The organism is Sanguibacter sp. HDW7 (genome assembly GCF_011300875.1).
In the GTDB taxonomy this organism is placed as follows: domain Bacteria; phylum Actinomycetota; class Actinomycetes; order Actinomycetales; family Cellulomonadaceae; genus Flavimobilis.
Genome location: NZ_CP049862.1, coordinates 2,544,657 through 2,568,780, shown reverse-complemented (window position 1 = coordinate 2,568,780; position 24,124 = coordinate 2,544,657). Strand labels below are relative to the sequence as shown.

Genomic DNA, 24,124 nt, shown 5'->3' with positions numbered 1-24,124 from the left:
ACGTGTCCACCCCCCGGTGTTCGCGTGCCCGGGTCGACCTCGGACGAGGCACGAACCAGGCGACCCTGAGTCGGGCCTTCTCAGATCGAACCACTCAGGAGGGGTGAGCGCGCCCCTTCGGCCCTCTTCCCACCCCGACCCCACCCTCACCCGCGTGCGACGACCGTGCAGGTCCGACGAGCGCGACGAGCCCCGCGAGGGTGCCGCGGAGCGCAGGCCACAGCGTCGCGGCCGGGTCGAGCAGCTGTCGCCGGCCGCCGCGCATGAGGCACGACCATGCGTAGCCGGGCGCGTGCAGCGCCCAGCGGGCCCGGTCGCGGCGCGGCAGGTGCCTGCGCGCGAAGACGAGCCGGTTGCGGGTGTCGTAGTAGTAGTAGGTCGGGGACTTCGCCCGCGAGGCCGTCCTGCCGCGCTGAGTACCGCCGGGGTCATGGACGCAGCGGAGGTCCTCGGCGATCTCGCTGCGTCCGCCCGCCGCGTCCCAGCGCCAGCCGAGGTCGACGTCCTCCCAGTAGAGGAAGTACTCGTGGGCGATGCCTCCGAGCCGGTGCCAGGCCTCGGACCCGAGCGCGAGGCACGCCCCCGTGAGCCACGGCACCCCGCCCGACGTGCTCCAGGCGCGCGACCGTCCGCTGCGGACGTCGAGCCGGGCGCCGCTGAATCCGGGACGTCCCGTGCTGTCGAGGATGCGCGGGGCGAGCATGAGGCGAGTGTCGGCCTCGACGCGTCCGGCGAGCGCGTCGGCCGTCGCGACGTCGACGTGCGCGTCCGGGTTGAGCAGCAGGATGCTCGTGACGTCCCCGGCGGCCGCGACGCCTGCTGCGCAGCCGCCGCCGAACCCGAGGTTGGCGTCGGGTGCGACGAGGGTCCAGCCGGAGGCCTGCGCGAGCCCGGTCATGCGGCGGCGCTCGTCGGCCGTCGTCGCGTTGTCGACGACGACGACGCGCCAGCCCTCGGCCGCGCCCCCCGTCCAGGAGGAGAGGTTCTCGGCGACGAGGTCGGACGAGCCGTAGCTGACGACGACGAGCGCTCGCATCGTTCCCTGTCCCTTCTCGGCACGTGACGACCCCTGCCGAACCCTCGTCAACCTATCGAGGTGTGCCGCCGCCCGCCGGGTGGCTGCAGGTGAGCCCCGGGTGAGCGTCGGGTGACTCGACCCCGAGAACCGGCTCTCGCCCCGGGGCGGTCCCCGAATATCGGATGAGGCTGCGGCAGGACCGTGGCACGGGGCGATCAAGGGGGACCAGGGATGGACCGTCGGACAGGACCGGCGCAAGGTGCCGTACCACGGCTGAGCGGCCGCAGGGCGGTCGTCGCAGCGCTTCTGAGCGTGCCGCTCGCGCTCGCCACGGTCGCGTGCGACCCGGACGTGCCCACGACGCCCGGGGCAGCGCCGTCCGCGACGACACCCGCGGGCAACACCGTCGAGGGGTCGAGCGTCGGCACGTCGACGCCGGCCGGTGAGCCTGGCTCGACCTCCACGTCGGAGCCGACGGACGCACCCACGAAGGCTGACAAGCCCTCGGCCGCGCCGAAGCCCGTCCCGTCGGTCGACCGCCCGCGCGCGAAGACGGTCGGGCTCGAGGCCGCGGCCGAGCCCGCACCCGGGCTCACCGCGCGGCTCGTCGACGTCGAGGACGTCGCCGGCACCGCCGAAGGCCCGGGCGAGACCGCGGGCGACGCGCTCCGCGTGACCGTCGAGCTCACGAACGCCACGAAGCGCTCGATCGACCTCCGAGGCGCGGTCGTCAACCTCTACACGGGCAAGGACCGGCTGCCGACCTCGGCGCTCTCGGGTCCCGGCCTCGTCGCGCTGCCTCGGACCCTCGCGCAGGACGACACGGTCCGTGCGACGTACGTCTTCCGGACGGACGACCGCGACGGCCGCCTCGAGGTCGAGGTCGACATCGCCGACGCCGAGAGCGTCGTCGTCTTCCGGGGGACCCGGTGAAGCCCCGGCCTGCGGGCGCCGGCGGCGCCGCTGGCCGCCGCCGACATCGGGCGCCCGCGACCTCGCGCACCGCACGCATTCTTCCGGCCGGACACCCACGGCCCACGACAGACCTGCGCCACCCCTCCTCAGACACCGAGGTCCACATGAGCACGAAGCATCGCACCAGTGCCCGACGGGGAGCCGCCGTGCTCGCCGTCGTCGCGACCGCACTCCTCGGGGCGCTCGTCCCCGCGACGAGCGCGGCCGCGTCGCCGACCGTCGACACAGCTGTCGCCCCCGGTCCCGCCCGGTCGTCGAAGGCCGACGTCGTGGGCTCGGCGGGCCTGCCCACCGCCCAGATCGACGGCGTCGCGTGGGCGCAGGTCGTCGCGGGGAACACCGTCTTCGTCGGCGGGGAGTTCACGACCGCGCGCCCGCCGGGTGCCGCGGCGGGCACCCAGACCCAGGCGCGGGGCAACCTCATGGCCTACGACGTCCGGACCGGAACGCTCCTGCCATGGGCGCCGACCGCGAACGGGGCTGTTCGAGGTCTCGCTCTCTCGCCGGACGGGAAGACTCTCTACGCCGCGGGCACCTTCACCGCGGTCAACGGTGAGACCCGCTACCGTCTTGCCTCGTTCGACGTGGCGTCGGGTGCCCTCCTCGCGTTCCGCCCCGTGCTCAACGCGACCGCGCTCGACGTCTCGGTGTCGTCGAGCGGCGTCTTCGTCGGCGGGATCTTCACGACGGTCAACGGCGTCCTGCGGCAGAAGGTCGCGGCCGTCCACCCGGTGACGGGCGCGACGCTCCCGTTCTCGGTCGCGGTCGACGACGGCCGCGTCCAGGCGCTCGAGGCCTCGCCCGACGGCACCTCGGTCGTCGTCGGCGGCAGCTTCACGACGGTCGGTGGCTCGTCGAACCCCGGCTACGGCCTCGTGCGGGTCGACGCGGCGACGGGTGCGACGATCGCGACGCCCATCAACACCCAGATCCGCAACGGCGGCGCGTCGTCGTCGGTCTACTCGCTGAGCTCGGACGGCGACAACTTCTACGGCACGGGCTACCACTTCGGCTCGGGCGGCAACACGGAGGGGACATTCGCCGGGCGGTGGTCGGACGGCTCGCTCACGTGGGTCGAGGACTGCCACGGCGACTCGTACGCGAGCGCTCCGCTCGACGACGCGGTCTACACCGCGAGCCACAAGCACTACTGCGCCAACTCGGGCGGGTACCCGCAGACGAACCCGTGGCGCATGAACTACGGCACCGCGGTCTCCAAGGCGGCGTCGGGCGACACGAACGTCGCCGACATCTACGGCTACGGCCACCACGACGGCGAGCCGCGCCCCGACATGCTCGACTGGTTCCCGGAGTTCAACACGGGCACCTTCACGGGCCAGGGCCAGGGACCGTGGTCGCTCGCCTCGGGCAGCGGCTACCTCGTGGCCGGCGGCGAGTTCACGCGCGTCAACAACGTTGCGCAGCAGGGACTCGTCCGCTTCGCCAAGCGCAGCGTGACGCCCGACACCGACGGTCCGCGGTACGGCGGCGCGACCGCGGGTCTCGTGGTGACGTCGCCCGCGGCCGGCACGGCGCTCGTCCGCTGGCCTGCGAACTTCGACCGCGGTGACGAGGAGCTCTCGTACCGCCTCTACCGCGACGACCAGTCGACGATCGTCCAGGAACGCACCGTCACGGCGTCGTTCTGGAAGCGGCCGACCCTCACGTTCGTCGACAGCGGCCTCGCGAACGGCTCGACGCACCGCTACCGTGTGCGCGCCTCGGACGCGGCGGGCAACGTCGCCTGGTCCGACTGGGTGAGCGTGACGATCGCCGGCTCGGGCTCGCTCGGCGCCTACGCCAGCGCGGTCCTCGATGACGGACCGTCGTCGTACTGGCGCATGGACGACGCGAGCGGCACGACGGTCGTGGACACCGTCGGCTCTCGGAACCTCACCGCACGCGCCGGGGTCGGCACGGGTGCGGCGACCGCGCTCACCGGCCAGGAGGGCTCGGCGCGGACGTTGTCCGGCTCGAGCACCTCGTGGGCCGCGGCGACGACGGCCGAGCCCGCCCCGATCGAGTTCTCGGTCGAGGCCTGGTTCCGCACGTCCTCGTCGCGCGGCGGCCGCATCGTGGGCTTCGGCTCGTCGTCGACGGGGAGCTCCGGGACGAACGACCGTCACGTCTACGTCGACTCCCAGGGCCGCGTGGTCTTCGGCGTCGCGACGTACGGTCGCTCGACGGTCGTCTCGCCCGCCAGCTACACGGACGGCCAGTGGCACCACGTCGCGGCCACGATGAGCCAGCGCGACGGGCTCGCGCTCTACGTCGACGGACGACTCGTGGGGTCCCGTGACGACATCCGCACCGGAGACGCCTACAACGGCGTGTGGCGCGTCGGCGGCGACTCGCTCAGCGGGTGGCCGTCGGTACCGACGAGCTCGAGCCTCACGGGTGACGTCGACGAGGTCGCCGTCTACGACGGCCGCGTGCTCACCCCGGCGCAGGTCCGTGACCACGTCGCGGCGGCCGGACGGACCGTCGTGGTCCCGCCGGCACCGGCGGACGCGTACGGCGCAGCGGTCTACGGCGACTCGCCCGAGCTGTTCTGGCGCCTCGCCGAGACGTCGGGGACGACGGTCGCGGACTCCTCGCGGTCGGGCCAGCCGGGCACGCTCGGCGGCACCGTGACGTACGGCGTCGCGGGTGCGCTCGCGGACGTCCAGAACGCCGCGTTCCGCTTCGGCACCCCTGCGCGCATCGTCGCGTCCCGGCAGGTCGGCAACCCGACGAGCTTCTCGACGGAGGCCTGGTTCAGGACGACGTCGACGCAGGGCGGTCGCATCGTCGGCTTCGGCAACTCGACGGGGACCACCTCGACGAGCTACGACCGTCACACGTACATGCAGGACGACGGCCGGATCGTCTTCGGCGTCTACCGGGGCGCCGAGTTCCGCGCGACGTCCGCGCAGGCGTACAACGACGGCCAGTGGCACCACGTCGTCTCGAGCCTCGGCGGTTCCGGCATGCGGCTCTACGTCGACGGTGTGCTCGTCGGCACGAACCCGCAGACCCGCGCGGAGAACTACGTGGGCTGGTGGCGCGTGGGCGGCGACAACACGTGGGGCTCGTCCTCGCAGACGCTCGCGGGCGACATCGACGAGGTCGCGGTCTACGCGCGCCAGCTGAGCGACGCGACGGTCGCGTCGCACCACGCGGTCGGCTCCGGGACGGTTCCGAACGAGACGCCCACCGCGGCGTTCTCCGCCGACGTCACCGAGCTGAGCGTCGCGCTCGACGCCTCCGGGTCGGACGACCCGGACGGCACGATCGCCTCGTACGCGTGGGACCTCGGTGACGGGCAGAGCGCGACCGGGAAGACCCCGTCGCACACCTACGCGGCCGACGGCACCTACACCGTGAAGCTCACGGTGACGGACGACCGCGGAGCGACCGCCACGACGTCGAAGGACGTCACGGTGGCCGCGCCGCCGCCGAACGTCGCGCCGACCGCGGACTTCACGTCGACGGTGACGAACCTCGGGGTGGCGCTCGATGCCTCGGGCTCCTTCGACACGGACGGCACGATCGCCTCGTACGCGTGGGACCTCGGTGACGGGCAGAGCGCGACCGGGAAGACCCCGTCGCACACCTACGCGGCGGCCGGGACGTACACGGTGAAGCTCACCGTGACGGACGACGACGGCGCGACCGGGGTCACGCAGAAGGACGTCACGGTGGCCGAGCCGACGGGCGCGGTCGTCGAGGACGCCTTCGGACGCACCGTGTCGAACGGCTGGGGCTCTGCCCCGACGGGCGGCGACTGGACCGCGGCCGCCCCGACGTCCGCCTTCTCGGTGGCCTCGGGCACGGGGCGCATGTCGCTCCCGGCCGGGGCGACCCGCGTCGCGCGGCTCTCGTCGGTCTCGACCCAGGACGTCGAGGTGCAGGCGACCGTGTCGCTCGACAGGATCCCGGCAGGCACCGGCTTCATCAGCCTCGCCTCCCGGACCTCGGGCACGACCGGCTACGTCGGCCGCCTGCGCGTCGCCACGGACGGCTCGGTCCAGCTCCACGTCGGTCGTGGCGTCTCGACGATCACCGCCCTCGCGGGCGGCGTCGTCAACGGCCTGACGTTCGAGCCCGGGACGAAGTACCGCATCCGTCTGCAGACGACGGGCACGAGCCCGACGACGATCCGGGCGAAGGTCTGGGCCGACGGCACCCCGGAGCCCGCCGACTGGCGGGCGACGGTGACGGACTCGACGGCCGGGCTCCAGCAGGCCGGCGGGATCGGCGCGCAGGTCTACGTCGGAGGAGCCACCGGCTCGCCCGTCGTGACGGCCTCGTGGGACGACCTCTGGGCCGGTGAGCCCGGCACGGGGCCGGGCACCGGCACCCCGCCCGCGAACGTCGCGCCGACCGCCCGGTTCACGTCGAGCTCGACGGGCCTTGCGTCCGAGCTCGACGGCACGGGCTCGGACGACACGGACGGGACGATCGCTTCGTACGCGTGGGAGCTCGGTGACGGGCAGACCGCGACGGGTGCGACGCCGTCGCACACGTACGCGACGGCTGGGACGTACACGGTCAGGCTCACGGTCACCGACGACGACGGCGCGACCGACTCGGTCTCGCACGACGTCACGGTGACGGCGCCGACCGGGGCGCTCGTCGAGGATGTGTTCGCACGGACCGTGTCGAACGGCTGGGGCACCGCCGCCACCGGAGGGGCATGGACGTCCGCGAACCCGCAGTCGTCCTACTCCGTCGCGGGCGGTCAGGGCCTCATGGCCCTCACCCCGGGGGCGACTCGCGTCGCGCGGCTCGGCGCTCTCAGCGCCCGTGATGTCGACTCGGAGGTCGTCGTCGGCGCCGACGTCCGTGGGTCCGGCACCGGCTTCTGGACGCTCGCAGCCCGCACGAGCGGCACGACGGGCTACGTCGCACGGCTCCGTGTCGGGACTGACGACTCGCTCCAGCTCCACGTGGGGCGCGGCGTCTCGACGATCACGGCGCTCGCGGGCGGCGTGCTCGACGGGCTGACCTTCGAGCCCGGCACCCGGTACCGCGTGCGGCTCCAGGTGACGGGCGCGAGCCCGACGACGATCCGCGCGAAGGCGTGGGTCGACGGCACGGCCGAGCCGACCGCGTGGCGTGCCACGGTGACCGACTCGACCGCCGACCTCCAGTCGGCTGGCGGCATCGGTCTCCAGGCCTACGTGGGCGGAGCGGCCGGCGCGCCGACCGTCACGGTCGCGTGGGATGACCTTGTCGTCAAGGAGGTCCCGTGACGGCGGCACGCATCACGGTCGGCATCCTCACGTTCCGACGCCCCGAGGGCCTCGCGAGCACGCTCCCGCTCGTCCTCGAGCAGGTCGCACAGGTGCCGGGGGCGGAGGTGCTCGTCGTCGACAACGACTCCGAGCCGTCCGCGCGCGACGTCGTTGATCGGCTCCGCGAGGCGGGGGACCCGGTCCGCTACGTGCACGAGCCTGAGCCGGGCATCGTCGCGGGACGCAACCGGGCGCTCGACGAGGCGACGGGCGACGTGCTCATCTTTCTCGACGACGACGAGCGGCCCTCGCCGGGCTGGCTCGACGCGATGCTCGGGGCGCACGAGCGCTTCGGCGGGGCCGGCGTCGTCGGCCCCGTGCTCGGCGAGATCGAGGGAGAGCTCGACCCGTGGATCGCTGCGGGACGGTTCTTCGAGCGCAAGAGGTACCCGACGGGTACGGTCCTGCCGCTCGCGGGGACCGGCAACCTCCTCCTCGACCTCCCTTCGGTGCGGGAGCACGGCACGCGGTTCGACGACGCCTTCCGGGTCTCGGGCGGCTCCGACACCGCGTTCACGAGCGAGCTCACGGCTGCGGGCGGCAGGCTGTTCTGGTGCGACGAGGCCGCGGTGCTCGACGTCGTGCCGGCCGAGCGTGCGACGCGCCGCTGGGTCCTGCGCCGCGCGTTCCGCAGCGGCAACTCGCGCGTCCGCGTCGCGGTCCACCAGGCGCCGTCGACGGTCGCGCAGCTCGGTCGCCGGGCGCGGGGTGCGTCGGCGGGCGTCGTGCGGATCGGCGGCGGGGCGCTGCGGGCTGCGGTCGGGACGGTCGCTCGCCGGCCCGGCCATCAGGCACGGGGGGTGCGGACGGCGGCCCGAGGTGCTGGGATGGTGGCGGCGGCGTTCGGCGGTGTGTACGAGGAGTACCGCCGCTGAGGCGTCACGAGGAGCGCGGGAGGAGGTCGGTCCGGTGAACGTGTCCGGGACCAGTGACGGCAGTGCGGTCCTCGGTGACCGCGCCGCCTCCCGCCCGCACGCTCCCGGCGACCGGCGAGAACGTGGGGACGTCCACCTCGTGTCGGAGTCCCTGGGCTCCTCGGACCTGCGGAACGCGCCGGACGCCCACCTCGAGGGTGTCGCGCGGCTCGTCGACCCGGGTACGGCGTGGGGACCCGAGGCACCTCGTGCGCGCGTCGTCGAGAAGCTCCTCGCGGCCGCGCTCGTCGTCGCCGCCGGCACCTGGTACCCCGTCGTCGGGGGACTCACCGTCGCAACGGTCCTCGCCGTCGGTCTCTCTCCCGTCCTGCTCGGGGCGCTGCGGCACTTCCGTGGTGCGACCGCGCTCTTCGCGCTGTGGCTCGTGACGATCGCCGCGGGGCTCGTCCTCACCCAGGTCGCGGACGCCGACGCGACCGTCCTGCCGAACGTCATGCGTGACGGGGCGTTCCACCTGCTCGGGGTGACCTTCGGGATCCCCGTCATCCTCTGGGCGCGCAGGAGGTGGTCCGACCCGGCCGTCGGGCTGTTCTTCGGGCTCGGGATGCTCGCGTCAGCGGCGATGCACCTCAACCCGGTCAACCCGTGGAAGTTCACGCTGTCCGTCCCGGTCGCGGTCGTCCTGCTGTCGATCGCCTGGATGTGGCGCAGGCGCTGGCTCGAGGTCGCGGCGCTGGTCGTCATCGGCGGGCTGTGCGCGATGAACGACTCGCGTTCGATGTTCGGCGTCGTGCTCATGACGGCAGCGATCATCGTCGGCAAGGAGTGGCGGGATCGAGCGCGGCGCCGGCGCGGCCGCCTGACGCGTCGCGGGAGCGTGCTGAGGCTCTTCCTCGTCGTCGCGCTCCTCGGCGGCGTGGCGTACCAGCTCGGGCAGGCGCTCGCGCTCGAGGGCGCGCTCGGGACGGCGGCTGCGGAGCGTTCGGCGCGCCAGATCGAGCAGTCGGGGTCGATGCTCGTCGGGTCGCGGCCCGAGATGGGCGCGACCTTCTCGCTCCTGCGCGAGCGGCCCCAGGGCTTCGGGTTCGGGGTGCTGCCGAGCTCCCACGAGCTGCGGGTCGCGAAGATCGGGATGTCCGGGCTCGGGTACGACCCGAACAACGGCTACGTCGAGCGGTACATGTTCGGACGCGGCGTCGAGGTCCACTCGGTCGTGGGCGACCTGTGGGCGTGGTGCGGGATCGCGGGGGTCGTGCTCGGGATCACCCTGCTCGTGGTCGTCGGCCGGGGGCTGCTCGTGCGGATCGTCGACGGGACCGCCTCGGCGCTCGTCGTCCTGCTGAGCCTGCGGGTCCTGTGGGACCTGCTCTTCGCGCCGTTCTACAGCACGATGGTCTTCCTCACGCTGCTGCTGGGACTTCTGCTCTCGGCACGCACGGTCGCGGCCGGGCCCGCGCAGGAGGCGCGTGCGTCGTCCGTGTGACGGCTGGAGCGTGACGACCGGCGCGTGCGGCGCTGCCCGTCCGTGGCCGCGACGGGACCCGCGCCACGGTTGTCTGCCTGCTGAGGCGCGCCTGCTGCGCGGCGCTTTCGAGGGGTCCGCGCCCCCACGCGCCGGAACGACGATGCCCGGCCCACCCTTGCGGGGAGGCCGGGCATCGTCGGTGAGGACGAGGTCGACTCAGCGCGCGTCGCCCCAGGCGTCCTTCCAGACCTCGGACCACGTGCCGTCGGCCTGGCGACGGGGCAGCGGGAACGAGGTGTCGAGGTGGGCCGCCGGGGTCCACGTGACGGGCGGCGTGGCCGGCGTCGACGGTGTGGCTGCGTGCCGGTGCGCGCGGCGCGTAGCGATCATGAGGGTGAGCAGCGACAGCACGATGACGGCGGCCGCGGGTGCGTAGATCTCGGCGAACATCGGTCCTCCCTGGGTCGGTGCCGGGTTCTCCGGCCTGGGTCGATCGTGTCGAGGAGGCGGGATCAGTCGACAGGGGCGGGCGGGGTGACCGCCGGGGTGATCCGGGGCGGCAACGCTCAGGTGGTCGGGGGAGGGCGCGGGCGTAGACTCGGGGCCGAAAATCCGTCGTCCGGGGTGCCTGCCCCACCTTGGAGAACCATGTCCCTCACCGGTGTGCTCGCCCTCCTGCGCCAGGATGCGGCGGTGGCCGACGCGGTGGATCGCGTGAGCGCGCGGGGTGCGCTCGACGTCGTCGCACCGGCGGGCGTCCGGCCGGGGCTGCTCGCGCTGCTCGCGGGCGCCGACCCGGACGCGGCTGCTGCGGCTGGGGCCGAGGTCGTGGACGTCGTCTACCGGTCGGGCCGTCCGCTCGTCGTCGTCACGGCGACGGGGCGTGAGGCCGAGGAGACGGCGGCGGCGCTGTCGTCGTACCTGCCTGCGGACGACGTCGCGGTGCTGCCGGCGTGGGAGACGCTGCCCCACGAGCGGCTCTCGCCGCGCGCGGACACGGTCGCCAACCGTCTCGGTGTCATGCGCCGCCTCGCGCACCCGGCGGCGGAGCGGGGCGTCGACGGGCCGGTGCGCGTGCTCGTCGTGCCCGTGCGCTCGCTCCTGCAGCCTGTCGTCGCAGGTCTGGGGGACCTCGAGCCGGTGCAGCTGCGCGCGGGGGACCGCGTCGACCTCACGGACGTCGCGCAGCGTCTCGCGGACGCGGCGTACACGCGCGTCGACATGGTCGAGCGGCGCGGGGAGTTCGCGGTGCGCGGCGGGATCCTCGATGTCTTCCCGCCGACGGAGGACCACCCGGTGCGCGTCGAGCTGTGGGGCGAGGACGTCGAGGAGGTCCGCTGGTTCGCGGTCGCCGACCAGCGCAGCCTCGAGATCGCGGAGCACGGGCTGTGGGCGCCGCCGTGCCGGGAGCTGCTCCTCACCCCGCAGGTGCGCGAGCGCGCGGAGGCGCTCATCCAGCGGCTTCCGGGTGCGACGGAGATGCTCGACCGCATGGCGCAGGGCATCGCGGTCGAGGGCATGGAGTCGCTCACGCCGGCGCTCGTCGACGACATGGTGCCGCTGCTCGACCTCGTGCCGGACGACGCGCTCCTCGTCGTCGCGGACCCGGAGCGGGTACGGCGCAGGGCGCACGACCTCGTCGCGACGACCGAGGAGTTCCTCGCGGCGGCGTGGACGTCGGCCGTGGCGGGTGCCGCGACGCCGATCGACCTGTCTGCGGCGTCGTTCCTCACGATCGCTGACGTTCGTGACCTCGCGGCCGTGCGGGGCCTGGGCTGGTGGACGCTCACGCCGTTCGCGCACGGGCCGGACGGCGAGGACGCCACTGTCGTCGACGAGGACGCGCCCGTCCTGCGCGTCGGCGCGCGCGACGTCGAGACGTACCGGGGCGACGTGCAGCGGGCGCTCGACGACGTGCGGGGGCTGCAGCTCGCGGGCTGGCACCTCGTGCTCTCGACGGAGGGCCACGGTCCTGCCCGGCGCATGACGGAGCAGCTCTCGGCCGAGGGGACGGCGGCGCGGCTCGTGAGCGACGTGCCGCTCGTGCCCGAGGGCGGAGTCGTCCACGTGCTCGCGGCGCCCGTCGGCACGGGCTACGTCCACACGGACCTGCGTCTCGCGGTGTTCTCGGAGGCCGACCTCACGGGGCGGGCGGGCAGCTCGACGCGCGACATGCGTCGCATGCCGTCGAAGCGCCGCAACGTCGTCGACCCGCTCGCTCTGCGGCCCGGGGACTTCGTCGTCCACGAGCAGCACGGCGTGGGCCGCTTCGTCGAGCTCGTGCAGCGCACGACGGGTGCGGGCGCGAAGAAGGCGGTGCGCGAGTACCTCGTCGTCGAGTACGCGTCCTCGAAGCGCGGGCAGCCGGGCGACAGGCTCTTCGTGCCGACGGACCAGCTCGACCAGGTGACGCGGTACACGGGCGGGGAGTCGCCGAGCCTCAACCGCATGGGCGGCGCGGACTGGCAGAAGACGAAGGCGAAGGCCCGCAAGCACGTCAGGGAGATCGCGGGCGAGCTGGTCCGCCTGTACTCGGCGCGCATGGCGACGCAGGGTCACGCGTTCGGCCCGGACACGCCGTGGCAGCGCGAGCTCGAGGACGCGTTCGCGTACGTCGAGACGCCCGACCAGCTCGCGACGATCGAGGAGGTCAAGGCGGACATGGAGAAGCCGGTCCCGATGGACCGGCTCGTGTGCGGCGACGTCGGCTACGGCAAGACGGAGATCGCGGTCCGCGCGGCGTTCAAGGCGGTGCAGGACGGCAAGCAAGTCGCGGTGCTCGTCCCGACGACGCTGCTCGTCAACCAGCACCTCGAGACGTTCGCGGAGCGCTACGCGGCGTTCCCGGTGACGGTCAAGGCGCTCTCGCGCTTCCAGACGGATCTCGAGGCCGAGGCCGTGCTCAAGGGGCTCAAGGACGGTTCGGTCGACGTCGTCATCGGCACGCACCGGCTGCTCACGGGTCTCATGCGCTTCAAGGACCTGGGGCTCGTCATCATCGACGAGGAGCAGCGCTTCGGCGTCGAGCACAAGGAGACGCTCAAGCAGCTGCGCACGGACGTCGACGTGCTCGCGATGTCGGCGACGCCGATCCCGCGCACCCTCGAGATGGCGGTGACGGGCATCCGTGAGATGTCGACGCTGCAGACGCCCCCGGAGGAGCGCCACCCGGTGCTCACGTACGTCGGGGCGTACGACGACAAGCAGATCACGGCCGCCGTGCGACGCGAGCTGCTGCGCGAGGGCCAGGTCTTCTACGTCCACAACAAGGTCGACACGATCTCGAAGGCGGCTGCACGTCTCCAGGAGCTCGTGCCGGAGGCCCGGATCGCGACGGCCCACGGCAAGATGAACGAGAACCAGCTCGAGCAGGTGATCCAGGACTTCTGGGACAAGAAGTTCGACGTCCTCGTCTCGACGACGATCATCGAGACGGGCCTCGACATCTCGAACGCCAACACGCTCATCCTCGAGCGGGCGGACGTGCTCGGGCTCTCGCAGCTCCACCAGCTGCGCGGCCGTGTCGGGCGCGGTCGTGACCGTGCGTACGCGTACTTCCTCTACCCGCCGGAGAAGCCGCTCACGGAGACGGCGCACGACCGGCTCGCGACGATGGCGGCGCACACGGACCTCGGTGCGGGCATGCAGATCGCGATGAAGGACCTCGAGATCCGTGGTGCGGGCAACCTGCTGGGCGGCGAGCAGTCGGGGCACATCGCGGGCGTCGGCTTCGACCTCTACGTGCGCATGGTCGGCGAGGCTGTTGCTGCCTACCGGGGCGACGCGGAGGAGGAGGCGCCCGAGGTCTCGATCGAGCTCCCGGTCGACGCGCACGTGCCGCACGACTACATCGCGCACGAGCGCCTGCGGCTCGAGGCGTACCAGAAGATCGCGGCCGCGCAGACGGACGAGGTCCTCGCCGAGGTGCGCGCGGAGCTCGTCGACCGCTACGGGCCGGTGCCCGAGGCTGTCTCGGCGCTCTTCGACGTCGCGTCGTTCCGCAACTTCGTGCGGACAGCAGGCCTGAGGGACGTCACGGCGCAGGGCAAGCACATCCGCTTCGCGCCGCTCGAGCTGCCCGAGTCGGCGACGCTCCGCCTCCAGCGCCTCTACCCGGGCAGCATGCTCAAGCCGGCGATCCGCGCTGTGCTCGTGCCGTTCCCGACGACGGCGCGCGTGGGCGGACAGCCGTTGCACGGCTCGGCCGTGCTCGCCTGGGCGCGGCAGCTCGTCGAGGCCGTCGTGCTGGGCAACGTGGCCTCGGCGGCGGCGCGGGGGACGTCGGCATAAGCGCTGCCCACCCCTCCGTCGAGGCGTCCGCACCCAGCAGATACTGCTCCTCGCCCATGCCTCACCCCGTGTCTTGAGCCTCACCCGCTCAGGTCACCCGGACCCCACCCCGCACAGGGGTGCCCGGTGATCCCGGCCCGCTCCTAGGTTGGGACCTGCGGGGCCGGGGGCGCCGCACGAGGCGTTCGCAGGTCTGCGACGCCGCGCGGTCGGAGCGATGGGGAGCAGGCACATGGGTGCAGGGCAGGTGCGTGCCGCAGGGGCGGTACGCAAGGTCGTCGGGTACGCGCCGGGAGCGTGGGACCTCTTCCACGTCGGTCACCTCAACGTCCTGCGCCACGCCGCGGCACGGTGCGACTACCTCATCGCTGGCGTCGTCGACGACGACATGCTCGAGGCTGCGAAGGGCCGGCGTCCCGTCGTCCCCGCGCTCGAGCGCGCTGAGATCGTGCGGAGCGTGCGTTTTGTCGACGAGGTCGTCGTCGAGGCGCAGCCCGACAAGCTCGTCACCTGGCGCGAGCACCCCTTCGACCTCTTCTTCAAGGGCGACGACTGGCGCGGCACGGCCGCGGGCGCCGACCTCGAGCTGCGCTTCGCGCAGGTCGGCGTCGAGGTCGTCTACTTCCCGTACACGATGCACACCTCGAGCACGCAGCTGCGACGCGCGCTGACGCTCCTCGACCCGGTCTCGACGCTCGCGGGCGTCGCGGCCGAATGAGAGGAGACACCGTGGCTCACCCCATCGGACTCCCGTTCCTCGGCGGCCGCCGGCTTGCTGACGGGTCAGGCGTCGGCTCCGGCGTCCGGAGCTTCTTCGCGACCGTCCACGCACCGTCCGTCCGCGAGGTCACGGGGCGCGGGCCGCAGCTCGACGTCGCGGGCACCTCTCTGCAGACGGTCGGTCGCCGTCGCCTGCTGCCGAGCGTCCCCTGGACGGGGCGCTACACCTCGCTCGTCATGATGCTCGACGCCGTCGCGATCGTGCTCGCGGCGGTCGTCGCCGTGCGGCCGTGGGCGGGCGGCGACGTCCTGGGGCGTGCGGTCGTCGCGGCGCTCGTCGTCGTGCTGTGGTTCGGCGGCCTCGCCGCCGAGAAGACGCGCGACCGCAGGATCGTCGGCATCGGCCTCGAGGAGTATGCGCGCGTGTGGCGGGCCAGCTGGCACGTCGTCGCGGCCGTCGGCCTCGCGGCGTTCCTCGTCGGGGCGCGCGTCGACCGCGGTGTCGTCGTCGTGCTCTTCGTCCTCGGCGTGCCGCTCGCGCTGCTCGCCCGCTTCGGGGCGCGCACGTACCTCAAGAGCCTGCGGGACGCGGGGCGCGCGCTGTCGCGGATCGTCGTCACGGGGTCGCGGACGTGCGTCGCCGAGCTCGTCGCGGACCTCAACGGCAACCCGCGCGCCGGCTATCTCGTCGTGGGCGCGTGCGTCCCGGGCGGGGACCCGCTCGCGGAAGAGATGATCGCGGGGGTGCCCGTGCTCGGCGACGTGCCGGACGTCCCGCACCAGGTGCGGGTCGTGCGGGCGCACGCGGTCGCGGTCGTCGGGGCGGACAGCCTCACGGCCGGCGTCGTGCGGGACCTCGGCTACCGGCTCGAGTCGACCGGCACGGACCTCATCGTCGCGCCGGGCCTCGTCGACGTCGCGGGTCCGCGCGTCGTGCTGAGCCCGGCCGAGGGTCTCTCGCTCGTGCACGTCGACGCCCCGCAGTTCACGGGCGCGCGCTACGTCGCGAAGTCCGCGCTCGACCGGGGCCTGGCGCTCCTCGCGCTGCTCGTGCTCGGGCTGCCGATGCTCGTCATCTCGGTGTGGGTGCGGGCCACGAGCGCCGGCCCGGTCCTCTACCGCCAGGAGCGTGTCGGCCGCGACGGCCGCCCGTTCCAGATGCTCAAGTACCGCTCGATGCGGGTCGGCGCGGACTCGGAGCTCGCGGCGCTCGCGGACGCGAACGAGGGTGCGGGCCCGTTGTTCAAGATGCGTGACGACCCGCGGGTCACGCGGGTCGGGGCCGTCCTGCGGCGGTACTCGCTCGACGAGCTGCCGCAGCTCCTCAACGTGCTGCGCGGCGACATGAGCCTCGTGGGCCCGCGTCCGCCGCTGCCGGCAGAGGTTGCGCAGTACGACGGCCACGCGCCGCGCCGCATGCTCGTCAAGCCGGGACTCACGGGGCTGTGGCAGGTCTCGGGCCGCTCGGACCTCTCGTGGGAGGAGGGCCTGCGCAAGGACCTCTACTACGTCGAGAACTGGTCGCTCGTCGGTGACGTCCTCATCCTCGCGCGGACCTTCCGCGCGGTGCTCGCGCACGAGGGCGCCTACTGACGTCGAGGCTCCGGGTCGGACCCACCCCCCGGTCGCCGCGATGCGGCGGTCGTCCGCCCCGGCCCCGCGTCCGGGTCGCCGCCGACGAGTGGCGGCGGCGACCCGGACGCCACCGGGGTGCCCTGAGCGGGCGGTCCGCGCGGGGGACGGCGTGCGCCGACCGCCCCGACCCGGTCGCCTCCTCCCGCCGTGCGGTCCGCGCCGGTTCCGGGCGTGCGTCCCGGGCGTGTGTCCGGGCGCGCGATGATGGCGGCATGAGCAACGCCTGGGACGACCTCGTCGGCACGATGGACCGCCTGCGCTCGCCGGGCGGCTGCCCGTGGGACGCGGAGCAGACGCACGAGAGTCTCGTGCGGTACCTGCTCGAGGAGTCGGCCGAGCTCGCGGAGGCGATCGAGACGGGTGACCGGGCGGGGTTGCGCGAGGAGCTCGGCGACGTCCTGCTCCAGGTGGTCTTCCATGCGCGGGTCGCGCAGGAGGACGCTGAGGAACCGTTCGACGTCGAGGACGTCGTGCGGGACCTCACGGCCAAGCTCGTCCACCGCCACCCGCACGTGTTCGCGGGGACGCCGCTCGGGGACCTCGACGCGCAGTGGGACGCGCTCAAGGCGCGGGAGAAGCGGCGGGAGTCGGTTCTCGACGGGATCCCGGCGGGGCTCGGGGCGCTCGCGGCGGCGCAGAAGGTGCGGGGGAGGCTGCGCCGGGCGGGGCTCCTCGAGGAGGCGCTGCGGGAGGCTGGGGCGCCCGCCCGCTCGTCGACGTCCGGTGCCGACGGCGTCGATGGTGCTGGCGCCGGCTCGGGGGCCAGCTCCGGCAACGGGTCGGACCGTGCCGTGGGTGGTGCCCTGTCGGCGAGCCTGGCTGCGCGTCTCGAGGCGCTCGTCGTCGAGGCGGAGGCGTCGGGCGTCGACATGGAGAGCGTGCTGCGCGGCCGGACGACGAGGCTCGCGGCTGCAGCGCGCCAGCTCGAGGCCCAGCAGTTCGAGGCCTAGGTGCCCGATCCCCGCTAGTCCCAGCCACCCCCGTCTCGTAGGTCTCCAGCACCATCGAACGGTGCTGGAGACCTACGAGACGGGGGTGGCTGTGTCCGGCAGGTCTCGCCATGCGGACTCGCTCGGAAGATCCCATCTTGTACGATCCGCGCCATTCTGCGGCTTGGCTCGCGAGCGCGCCCGGGGCCGATGGCCCCAAGTTGCCTCGACTGCAAGTTTCCGTAATCTTGCAGTCGCGAGCCGGAGTCTTGCGGGAGGCGACCGGCGCGGGTGCCGCGATGTCGCGGTACCAGGAACGGGTCATCGATGACCCTGAGCAAGGAGCATCTCCATGCATCACCCCGTCCAGCCGTCCGAAGCACTGCGCGAACGCCGCGGCAGGCGCCTCCTCGCGGCCGCCGCGGCCGTCGCCGTCGCAGGCTCGGGCCTCGCGGCCCTCGCGCTCCCGGCGCAGGGTGCGACACCCCAGCCCACCACCTCGGTCTCGTCCCCGAACGGGCGTGGCGACGTCATCCTCAACATGTTCCAGTGGTCGTGGAACGCGATCGCGCAGGAGTGCACGACGACGATCGGTCCGGCCGGCTTCGGGTACGTCCAGACGTCGCCGCCGCAGGAGCACATCCAGGGCACCGAGTGGTGGACCTCCTACCAGCCGGTGTCGTACAAGATCGAGTCGAAGCTCGGCACGCGCGCCGAGTACCAGAACATGATCAACACGTGCAAGAAGGCGGGTGTGGGCATCATCGCCGACGCCGTCGTCAACCACATGGCGGGCGCCGACAAGGGCGGCGGCACCGGGACGGGCGGCTCGTCCTACTCGGTCGAGAACTACCCGGGCCTCTACGGCCCGAACGACTTCAACGACTGCAAGAGCAACATCAACAACTACGGCGACCGCAGCAACGTGCAGAACTGCCGGCTCGTGTCGCTCCAGGACCTGCGCACGTCGTCGGACTACGTGCGCACGAAGATCGCCGGGTACTTCAACGACCTCATCTCGATGGGAGTTGCGGGCTTCCGTATCGACGCTGCCAAGCACATCCCGGCGGCCGACCTCGAGGCCATCAAGGCGAAGCTGTCGAAGCCGGACGTCTTCTGGGTCCACGAGGTCATCGGCGCGCACGGCGAGCCGATCCAGCCGTCGGAGTACCTGGGCTCGGGCGACTCCCACGAGTTCCACTACGCCCGTGACCTCAAGACGCACTTCGACGGGCAGATCAAGAACCTGCGCTCGATCGGCGACGGCAAGCTGCCGTCGAACCGTGCAGGTGTGTTCGTCGACAACCACGACACCGAGCGCAACGGCGAGACCATGAACTACAAGTGGGGAGCGAAGTACACGCTCGCCAACGCGTTCATGCTCGCGTGGCCCTACGGTTCGCCGTCCGTCTACACGGGCTACACGTGGACGGACAAGGACGCCGGGGCGCCCGGTGCGACGGGGAGCAAGGTCCCGGACGCCTCGTGCTCGAGCAGCTCATGGACGTGCATCCAGCGCAAGCCTGAGATCACCGGCATGGTGAAGTTCCACAACCTCGTCGCGGGTACCTCCGTGACGAACTGGTGGGACAACGGCAACAACCAGGTCGCGTTCGGCCGCGGGGACAAGGGCTTCCTCGTCCTCAACAACGAGGCCTCGCCCTCGACCCGCACGTACTCGACGTCTCTGCCTGCGGGCACGTACACGGACGTCGTCTCCGCGACGGGCAAGACCTACACGGTCAACGGCGCGGGGCAGTTCACGGCGACGGTGCCGCAGTACGGTGCGCTCGCGCTCGTCAAGGCCGGCACGACGCCGACGGACCCGCCGACGACGACGAACCCGACCGACCCGACGACGCCCCCGGCGTCCGGTGCGATGAAGGTCTTCTACAAGTCTGCGTGGAGCTCGACGAAGGTCCACTACAAGGTGGGCTCCGGCGCGTGGACGACGGCGCCCGGCGTCGCGATGACGCCCGCGTGCGACGGTTACGTCTCCGCCGAGATCCCGGGCGGCGCGTCCGGTGTCACGGCGGCGTTCAACAACGGTGCGGGCTCGTGGGACAACAACGGGTCGAAGGACTACGCGCTCACGGGCGCCTCGGTCGTCGTGGCGGACGGAGCGGCCACGCAGGGTGACCCGTGCGCGCCGGTCGCCGACACGACGACGGTCTACTACCCCAAGGGGACGTGGGCCACGACGAACATCCACTTCAAGGTCGGCTCGGGCGCGTGGACCGCGGTCCCCGGCGTGAGGATGGCTCCCGCGTGCGACGGCTGGCTCAAGCACACGATCGACTCGAAGGGCGCGAAGATCACGGCGGTCTTCACCGACGGAGCGGGTGCGTGGGACAACAACGGGTCGAAGGACTACACGCTCTCGGGCGAGACCGTCCAGGTGAAGAACGGTGCGGTCTCGGCGGGCTCGCCGTGCGCCCCGGAGCCGACGGACCCGCCGACGACCACGGAGCCGACGGACCCGCCGACGACGGAGCCCGGCTCGTGCACGACGGAGGGCAAGCAGCCTCTCGTCCCGACGGGTCTCAAGGCCGTCCTTGACGGCGGCACGGCGACCGTGACGTGGAACGCACCTCGAGACTCGGAGTGCGCGGTGCTCTACACCGTCGTGCGCGAGGGTGGTGCGTTCGCGTCGAAGCGTGACGTCGCCGGTCCCTCGATCACGGACGACGGCCTCGCGTCGGGCCTCACGTATACGTACAAGGTCCGTGCCGAGGGCGCGGACGGCCAGGCCTCGGCCTACTCGGCGAAGGTGACCGCCGCGGCGGCGACCGAGCCGACGGACCCGCCGACGACCGACCCGACGACCGACCCGACGGACGAGCCGACGGACGAACCGACGACGGGCCCGACGACGCCGCCCACCGGCGGTTCGGCCGAGGGCCCGTACTACGCGACGAACCCCTCGGGCCAGAAGGGCAAGCAGAAGACGATCACCGTCGACGGCGTCGCCTCGGAGTGGACGTCGGACATGATCGTCGCGCAGGGCGTGGCGAACGACGACCCGCGGATCTTCCGCGGTTCGCACGAGGGCCCCGTGTACGACCTCTACTCGCTCTCGGGCGCGTGGGACGACACGAACCTCTACCTCATGTGGCAGATCACGAACGTCACCGACGTCACCGATCCCGGTCAGGGCTACCCGATCTCGGACAACGGCAAGCCGACCAACGGTGACATCCCGTTCCAGCTCGCCTTCGACACGGACTCCACGAAGCAGGGCTCCGGCCTCATCGACGGGACGACGGGCGGCGTGTGGGGCATCAACAACAAGTTCACCAACGGCGTGGACAAGCTCGCGATGTTCTCCGCGAAGTCGGGCGTCGGTCAGCCGTCGATCTTCTCGCTCAACGCGGGTGGCGCGTTCGACTACAAGACCGCGAACGTCCTCGGCTTCACGGCCGGCGGCGTGAAGTACAAGGCGGGCGACGGCTTCACGGGCTCGACCCTCATGGGTGTGAAGAAGAACGGCTACGAGGGCTACACGCCCGCGGACCTCACGGACGCGAGCAAGTACTCCGACCTGCTCAAGGCGGGGCACAACAAGGCGCAGGACACCTTCTACGAGATGTCCATCCCGCTGGCCTTGCTCGGCATGACGAAGGCCAAGCTCGAGTCGCAGGGCCTCGGCGTGCAGCTCATCAGCACGTTCGGTCAGTCCGGCATCAACTCGCTGCCGCACGACCCGACCGTCCTCGACAACGCCACGAAGGCCTATTCGGCGGACGAGTCGACGTCGATGGAGAAGGAGGACTGGGACACGTTCTCGGTCTCCCTCGCCCGTATCGGCAAGTGAGTCAGGGCGCCGGGCAGCCCCGATGATCCGGTGGTCCGGGACGGTCGTCGTCGTGACGGCCGTCCCGGACCGCCCCGCTCCACCGCGGCCCCGGCAGTCCCCCGCTGCAGGGGCCGCGGTGCGTCGGCACGAGTGGCCTGCCGGCCGCGGTGGGGCCCTTCGCGGGTGTCCTGCGGTCGCGCGTGAGCCGTGCGCGACCCTGCCGGGACCGTGCTCCGTACATGCACGGCGTCCGTAGGACGAAAGACGGGTCCCACGCGTCGGCGGGGGCGACTACCCTAGGAACGACCACCACACAGTCATCTGAAGGAGTTCTCTGTGGCCATCATCGAAGGCGTGTACGCACGCGAGATCCTCGACTCGCGCGGCAACCCGACCGTCGAGGTCGAGGTCGCCCTCGACTCCGGCGTGACCGCCCGCGCGGGCGTCCCCTCCGGCGCGTCGACCGGCGCGTTCGAGGCCGTCGAGCGCCGTGACGGCGACAAGGGCCGCTACCTCGGCAAGGGCGTCCAGGGTGCTGTCGACGCCGTCAACGAGGAGATCGCCCCCGAGATCCTCGGCTTCGACGTCGAGGACCAGCGCGCGATCGACCAGACGCTCCTCGAGCTCGACGGCACGCCCAACAAGGGCAAGCTCGGCGCCAACGCGATCCTCGGCGTCTCGCTCGCCGTGGCCCGTGCCGCGTCGGACGAGGCCGGTCTCGACCTCTACCGCTACGTCGGCGGCCCGAACGCCCACGTCCTGCCCGTCCCGATGATGAACATCCTCAACGGCGGCTCGCACGCGGACTCGAACGTCGACATCCAGGAGTTCATGGTCGCCCCCATCGGCGCGTCCTCCTTCAAGGAGGCCCTGCGCACGGGTGCCGAGGTCTACCACTCGCTCAAGTCGGTCCTCAAGTCCGAGGGTCTCGCGACGGGTCTCGGTGACGAGGGTGGCTTCGCGCCGAACCTCTCGTCGAACCGTGCCGCGCTCGACCTCATCCTCGTCGCGATCGAGAAGGCCGGCTTCAAGCCGGGCGAGGACGTCGCGCTCGCGCTCGACGTCGCCGCGACCGAGTTCTTCAAGGACGGCGCGTACCAGTTCGAGGGCGGCCAGAAGTCGGGCGACGAGATGATCGCCTACTACGAGCAGCTGGTCGCGGACTACCCGCTCGTCTCGATCGAGGACCCGCTGTCCGAGGACGAGTGGGCCGACTGGGCCAAGCTCGTCGCGAAGGTCGGCGACAAGGTGCAGATCGTCGGCGACGACCTCTTCGTGACGAACCCCGAGCGTCTCGCTCGCGGCATCGCGGAGAAGTCTGCGAACTCGCTCCTCGTCAAGCTCAACCAGATCGGCACGCTCACCGAGACCCTCGAGGCCGTCCAGCTCGCGCAGCGTGCCGGCTTCACGGCGATGGTGTCGCACCGTTCGGGCGAGACCGAGGACACGACGATCGCTGACCTCTCGGTCGCGGTCAACGCGGGCCAGATCAAGACCGGTGCCCCCGCCCGTGGCGAGCGCATCAACAAGTACAACCAGCTCCTCCGCATCGAGGACGCGCTCGGCGAGGCCGCGGTCTACGCGGGCCGCTCGGCGTTCCCGCGCTGGGGCAAGTGAGTCCTCACGTCCTCGGACGTGTGAGCTCGGGGCGGCGCTGACCGCCTGACGAGGCCGGATCCCTGCGGGGGTCCGGCCTTCGTCGTCCCCGCTCTTCGTGGCGCTGTGGTGGTGAAGACACTGCGCGGGTGCGGGTCGTTGTCCCCGGACGCGTCCGGCAGCGGGCAGGATGGTCCCGTGAGCTCTCGTCGACCCGCGTCCCCGGGCGGCCCGTCGCGGTCGTCGGGCACGCGCGTGCGCCCCAGCGCGCCGAGGTCCGGCAGCGGGCGCTCGGGCGCGTCGCGTCCCGAGAGCACCCGCCCGGCGGGGCGCGAGCCGCGTGCGGCGTCGGGCGTCGAGCGTCCGGTCGCGTCGGCCTCGGCGTGGCCGCGCATCCTCACGGTGCGCTCGATCGTGCTGTTCGTCGTGGCGATGCTCGCGTTCGTGCTGCTCTTCCCGACGGTGCGCGCGTACTTCACTCAGGCGGCAGAGCTGCAGGCGATGCGCCAGCAGGTTGAGGACGCGAAGACCCGCAACGACGAGCTGCGCTACGAGCTGAGCCGTTGGGACGACGACGCGTTCGTCGCGGCGCAGGCGCGCGAGCGGCTCGCCTACGTGTACCCCGGCGAGGTCGCGCTGCGCGTGCTGGATCCGGAGTCGGTCGTCGAGAACGTCAACCCGGAGACGGGCAAGGGCGTCACGGAGGGGCCCGTCGACGTGGGCTTCGCGGAGACGCCCTGGTATGCGACGGTGTGGAACTCGTTCGAGGTCGCGGGCACGGTCGAGGTGACGGAGGACGGCGCCCCCGTCCCGCAGGCCAAGGTTCCTGCCGACGACGAGGACGACGCCGGCGAGGGCTGACCCTCCTTCCTGCATGAGCGACAATGGAGGCCGTCCCCGCAGTCGTCCCCGATGGGAGCCCCGTGACCGAGCAGACCGACCCGACCGTGCCGCAGCCATCCGCGGGCGGTGCGCCGTCCGTCGACGAGACGGTGACGGAGGCGGACCTCGTCGCGCTGCACGAGCAGCTCGGGCGTGAGGCGCGGGGCGTCGTGGGGATCGCGGCGCGCTGCCGGTGCGGGCGTCCGCTCGTCGTGCGCACGGCGCCGCGGCTCGAGAACGGCACGCCGTTCCCGACGACGTTCTACCTCACGCACCCGGCGCTCGTGGCGGGGGCGAGCACGCTCGAGGCGAACGGTGTGATGAAGGAGATGTCGTCCCGGCTGCTCGAGGACGAGGACCTGGCCGCGCGCTACCGCACGGCGCACGAGCACTACCTCGCAGAGCGTGAGTCGCTCGGTCACGTCGAGGAGATCGACGGGATCTCGGCCGGCGGCATGCCGACGCGCGTCAAGTGCCTCCACGTGCTCGTCGGGCACGCGCTCGCGGCGGGGCCGGGTGTGCAGCCGCTCGGCGACGAGGCGCTCGAGCTCATCGCCGAGGCTGGCACCTGGTCGCGGGCCCGCTGCTACTGCTGAGCAGCTGACCCACCCTCGGGCCGGGACCCGAGATGCCTCGGGTGTCGGACGCAGGTGGGAGGATGTCC

Annotated in this window: 14 protein-coding genes; 12 read left to right on the top strand and 2 right to left on the bottom strand. The window is 72.4% G+C overall.

Annotated elements, in window-relative coordinates:
• Positions 1-94: 94 nt before the first annotated feature.
• Positions 95-1,036 carry a glycosyltransferase family 2 protein gene (locus G7063_RS11650; protein ID WP_166414538.1) on the bottom strand — a complete coding sequence of 314 codons (942 nt, stop codon included), beginning with the start codon at positions 1,034-1,036 and terminating at the stop codon, positions 95-97.
• 213 nt (positions 1,037-1,249) lie between these two features.
• Between G7063_RS11650 and G7063_RS11645 the strand changes: the two genes are divergently transcribed.
• The 4 genes from G7063_RS11645 (at position 1,250) to G7063_RS11630 (ending at position 9,630) form a co-directional block, all read left to right on the top strand.
• Entirely contained in the window at positions 1,250-1,951 is a 702-nt protein-coding gene (locus G7063_RS11645; protein ID WP_166414537.1) for a hypothetical protein, read from the top strand.
• Between the two features lie 146 nt (positions 1,952-2,097).
• Positions 2,098-7,230 carry a PKD domain-containing protein gene (locus G7063_RS11640; protein WP_166414536.1) on the top strand — a complete coding sequence of 1,711 codons (5,133 nt, stop codon included), beginning with the start codon at positions 2,098-2,100 and terminating at the stop codon, positions 7,228-7,230.
• Positions 7,227-8,147, top strand: a complete 921-nt coding sequence (locus G7063_RS11635) for a glycosyltransferase family 2 protein (RefSeq protein WP_240916059.1) — start codon at positions 7,227-7,229, stop codon at positions 8,145-8,147. Before G7063_RS11640 ends, G7063_RS11635 begins: the two co-directional genes overlap by 4 nt.
• 139 nt (positions 8,148-8,286) lie before the next feature.
• Positions 8,287-9,630, top strand: a complete 1,344-nt coding sequence (locus G7063_RS11630; protein WP_166414535.1) for a hypothetical protein — start codon at positions 8,287-8,289, stop codon at positions 9,628-9,630.
• Between the two features lie 198 nt (positions 9,631-9,828).
• On the opposite strand, the gene G7063_RS11625 is transcribed toward G7063_RS11630, so the two are convergent.
• Entirely contained in the window at positions 9,829-10,062 is a 234-nt protein-coding gene (locus G7063_RS11625; RefSeq protein ID WP_166414534.1) for a hypothetical protein, read from the bottom strand.
• A gap of 198 nt (positions 10,063-10,260) precedes the next feature.
• Between G7063_RS11625 and mfd the strand changes: the two genes are divergently transcribed.
• From mfd to G7063_RS11585, 8 genes are all read left to right on the top strand, one after another.
• On the top strand, positions 10,261-13,902 hold the full coding sequence (gene mfd, locus G7063_RS11620) for a transcription-repair coupling factor (protein ID WP_166414533.1): 3,642 nt from the start codon (positions 10,261-10,263) through the stop codon (positions 13,900-13,902).
• A gap of 232 nt (positions 13,903-14,134) precedes the next feature.
• Positions 14,135-14,620, top strand: coding sequence for an adenylyltransferase/cytidyltransferase family protein (locus G7063_RS11615; protein WP_166414532.1), 486 nt, complete (start codon positions 14,135-14,137; stop codon positions 14,618-14,620).
• 11 nt (positions 14,621-14,631) lie between these two features.
• Positions 14,632-16,215, top strand: a complete 1,584-nt coding sequence (locus G7063_RS11610; protein WP_206188147.1) for a sugar transferase — start codon at positions 14,632-14,634, stop codon at positions 16,213-16,215.
• A gap of 254 nt (positions 16,216-16,469) precedes the next feature.
• The gene (locus tag G7063_RS11605; protein ID WP_166414531.1) at positions 16,470-17,207 is read left to right on the top strand and encodes a MazG family protein; all 738 of its coding nucleotides are present in this window, start codon (positions 16,470-16,472) and stop codon (positions 17,205-17,207) included.
• 331 nt (positions 17,208-17,538) lie between these two features.
• A complete protein-coding gene (locus G7063_RS11600) occupies positions 17,539-21,000 on the top strand; it encodes a carbohydrate binding domain-containing protein (protein ID WP_166414530.1) in 3,462 nt (1,153 codons plus the stop codon).
• Positions 21,001-21,318: 318 nt separating this feature from the next.
• Positions 21,319-22,599 carry a phosphopyruvate hydratase gene (gene eno / locus G7063_RS11595; protein WP_166414529.1) on the top strand — a complete coding sequence of 427 codons (1,281 nt, stop codon included), beginning with the start codon at positions 21,319-21,321 and terminating at the stop codon, positions 22,597-22,599.
• Positions 22,600-22,776: 177 nt separating this feature from the next.
• Positions 22,777-23,439: a septum formation initiator family protein gene (locus G7063_RS15305; RefSeq protein ID WP_240916058.1), complete on the top strand. Its 663-nt coding sequence runs from the start codon at positions 22,777-22,779 to the stop codon at positions 23,437-23,439.
• 62 nt (positions 23,440-23,501) lie between these two features.
• Complete coding sequence (locus G7063_RS11585) at positions 23,502-24,056, top strand: DUF501 domain-containing protein (RefSeq protein WP_370520705.1); 555 nt, start codon at positions 23,502-23,504, stop codon at positions 24,054-24,056.
• The last annotated feature ends 68 nt before the right edge of the window (positions 24,057-24,124 follow it).

Coding starts and splice junctions, on each gene's coding strand:
- G7063_RS11650 (WP_166414538.1), bottom strand. CDS start 1,036: ATGCGAGCGCTCGTCGTCGTCAGCTACGGCTCGTCCGACCTCGTCGCC.
- G7063_RS11645 (WP_166414537.1), top strand. CDS start 1,250: ATGGACCGTCGGACAGGACCGGCGCAAGGTGCCGTACCACGGCTGAGC.
- G7063_RS11640 (WP_166414536.1), top strand. CDS start 2,098: ATGAGCACGAAGCATCGCACCAGTGCCCGACGGGGAGCCGCCGTGCTC.
- G7063_RS11625 (WP_166414534.1), bottom strand. CDS start 10,062: ATGTTCGCCGAGATCTACGCACCCGCGGCCGCCGTCATCGTGCTGTCG.
- mfd (WP_166414533.1), top strand. CDS start 10,261: ATGTCCCTCACCGGTGTGCTCGCCCTCCTGCGCCAGGATGCGGCGGTG.
- G7063_RS11615 (WP_166414532.1), top strand. CDS start 14,135: ATGGGTGCAGGGCAGGTGCGTGCCGCAGGGGCGGTACGCAAGGTCGTC.
- G7063_RS11605 (WP_166414531.1), top strand. CDS start 16,470: ATGAGCAACGCCTGGGACGACCTCGTCGGCACGATGGACCGCCTGCGC.
- G7063_RS11600 (WP_166414530.1), top strand. CDS start 17,539: ATGCATCACCCCGTCCAGCCGTCCGAAGCACTGCGCGAACGCCGCGGC.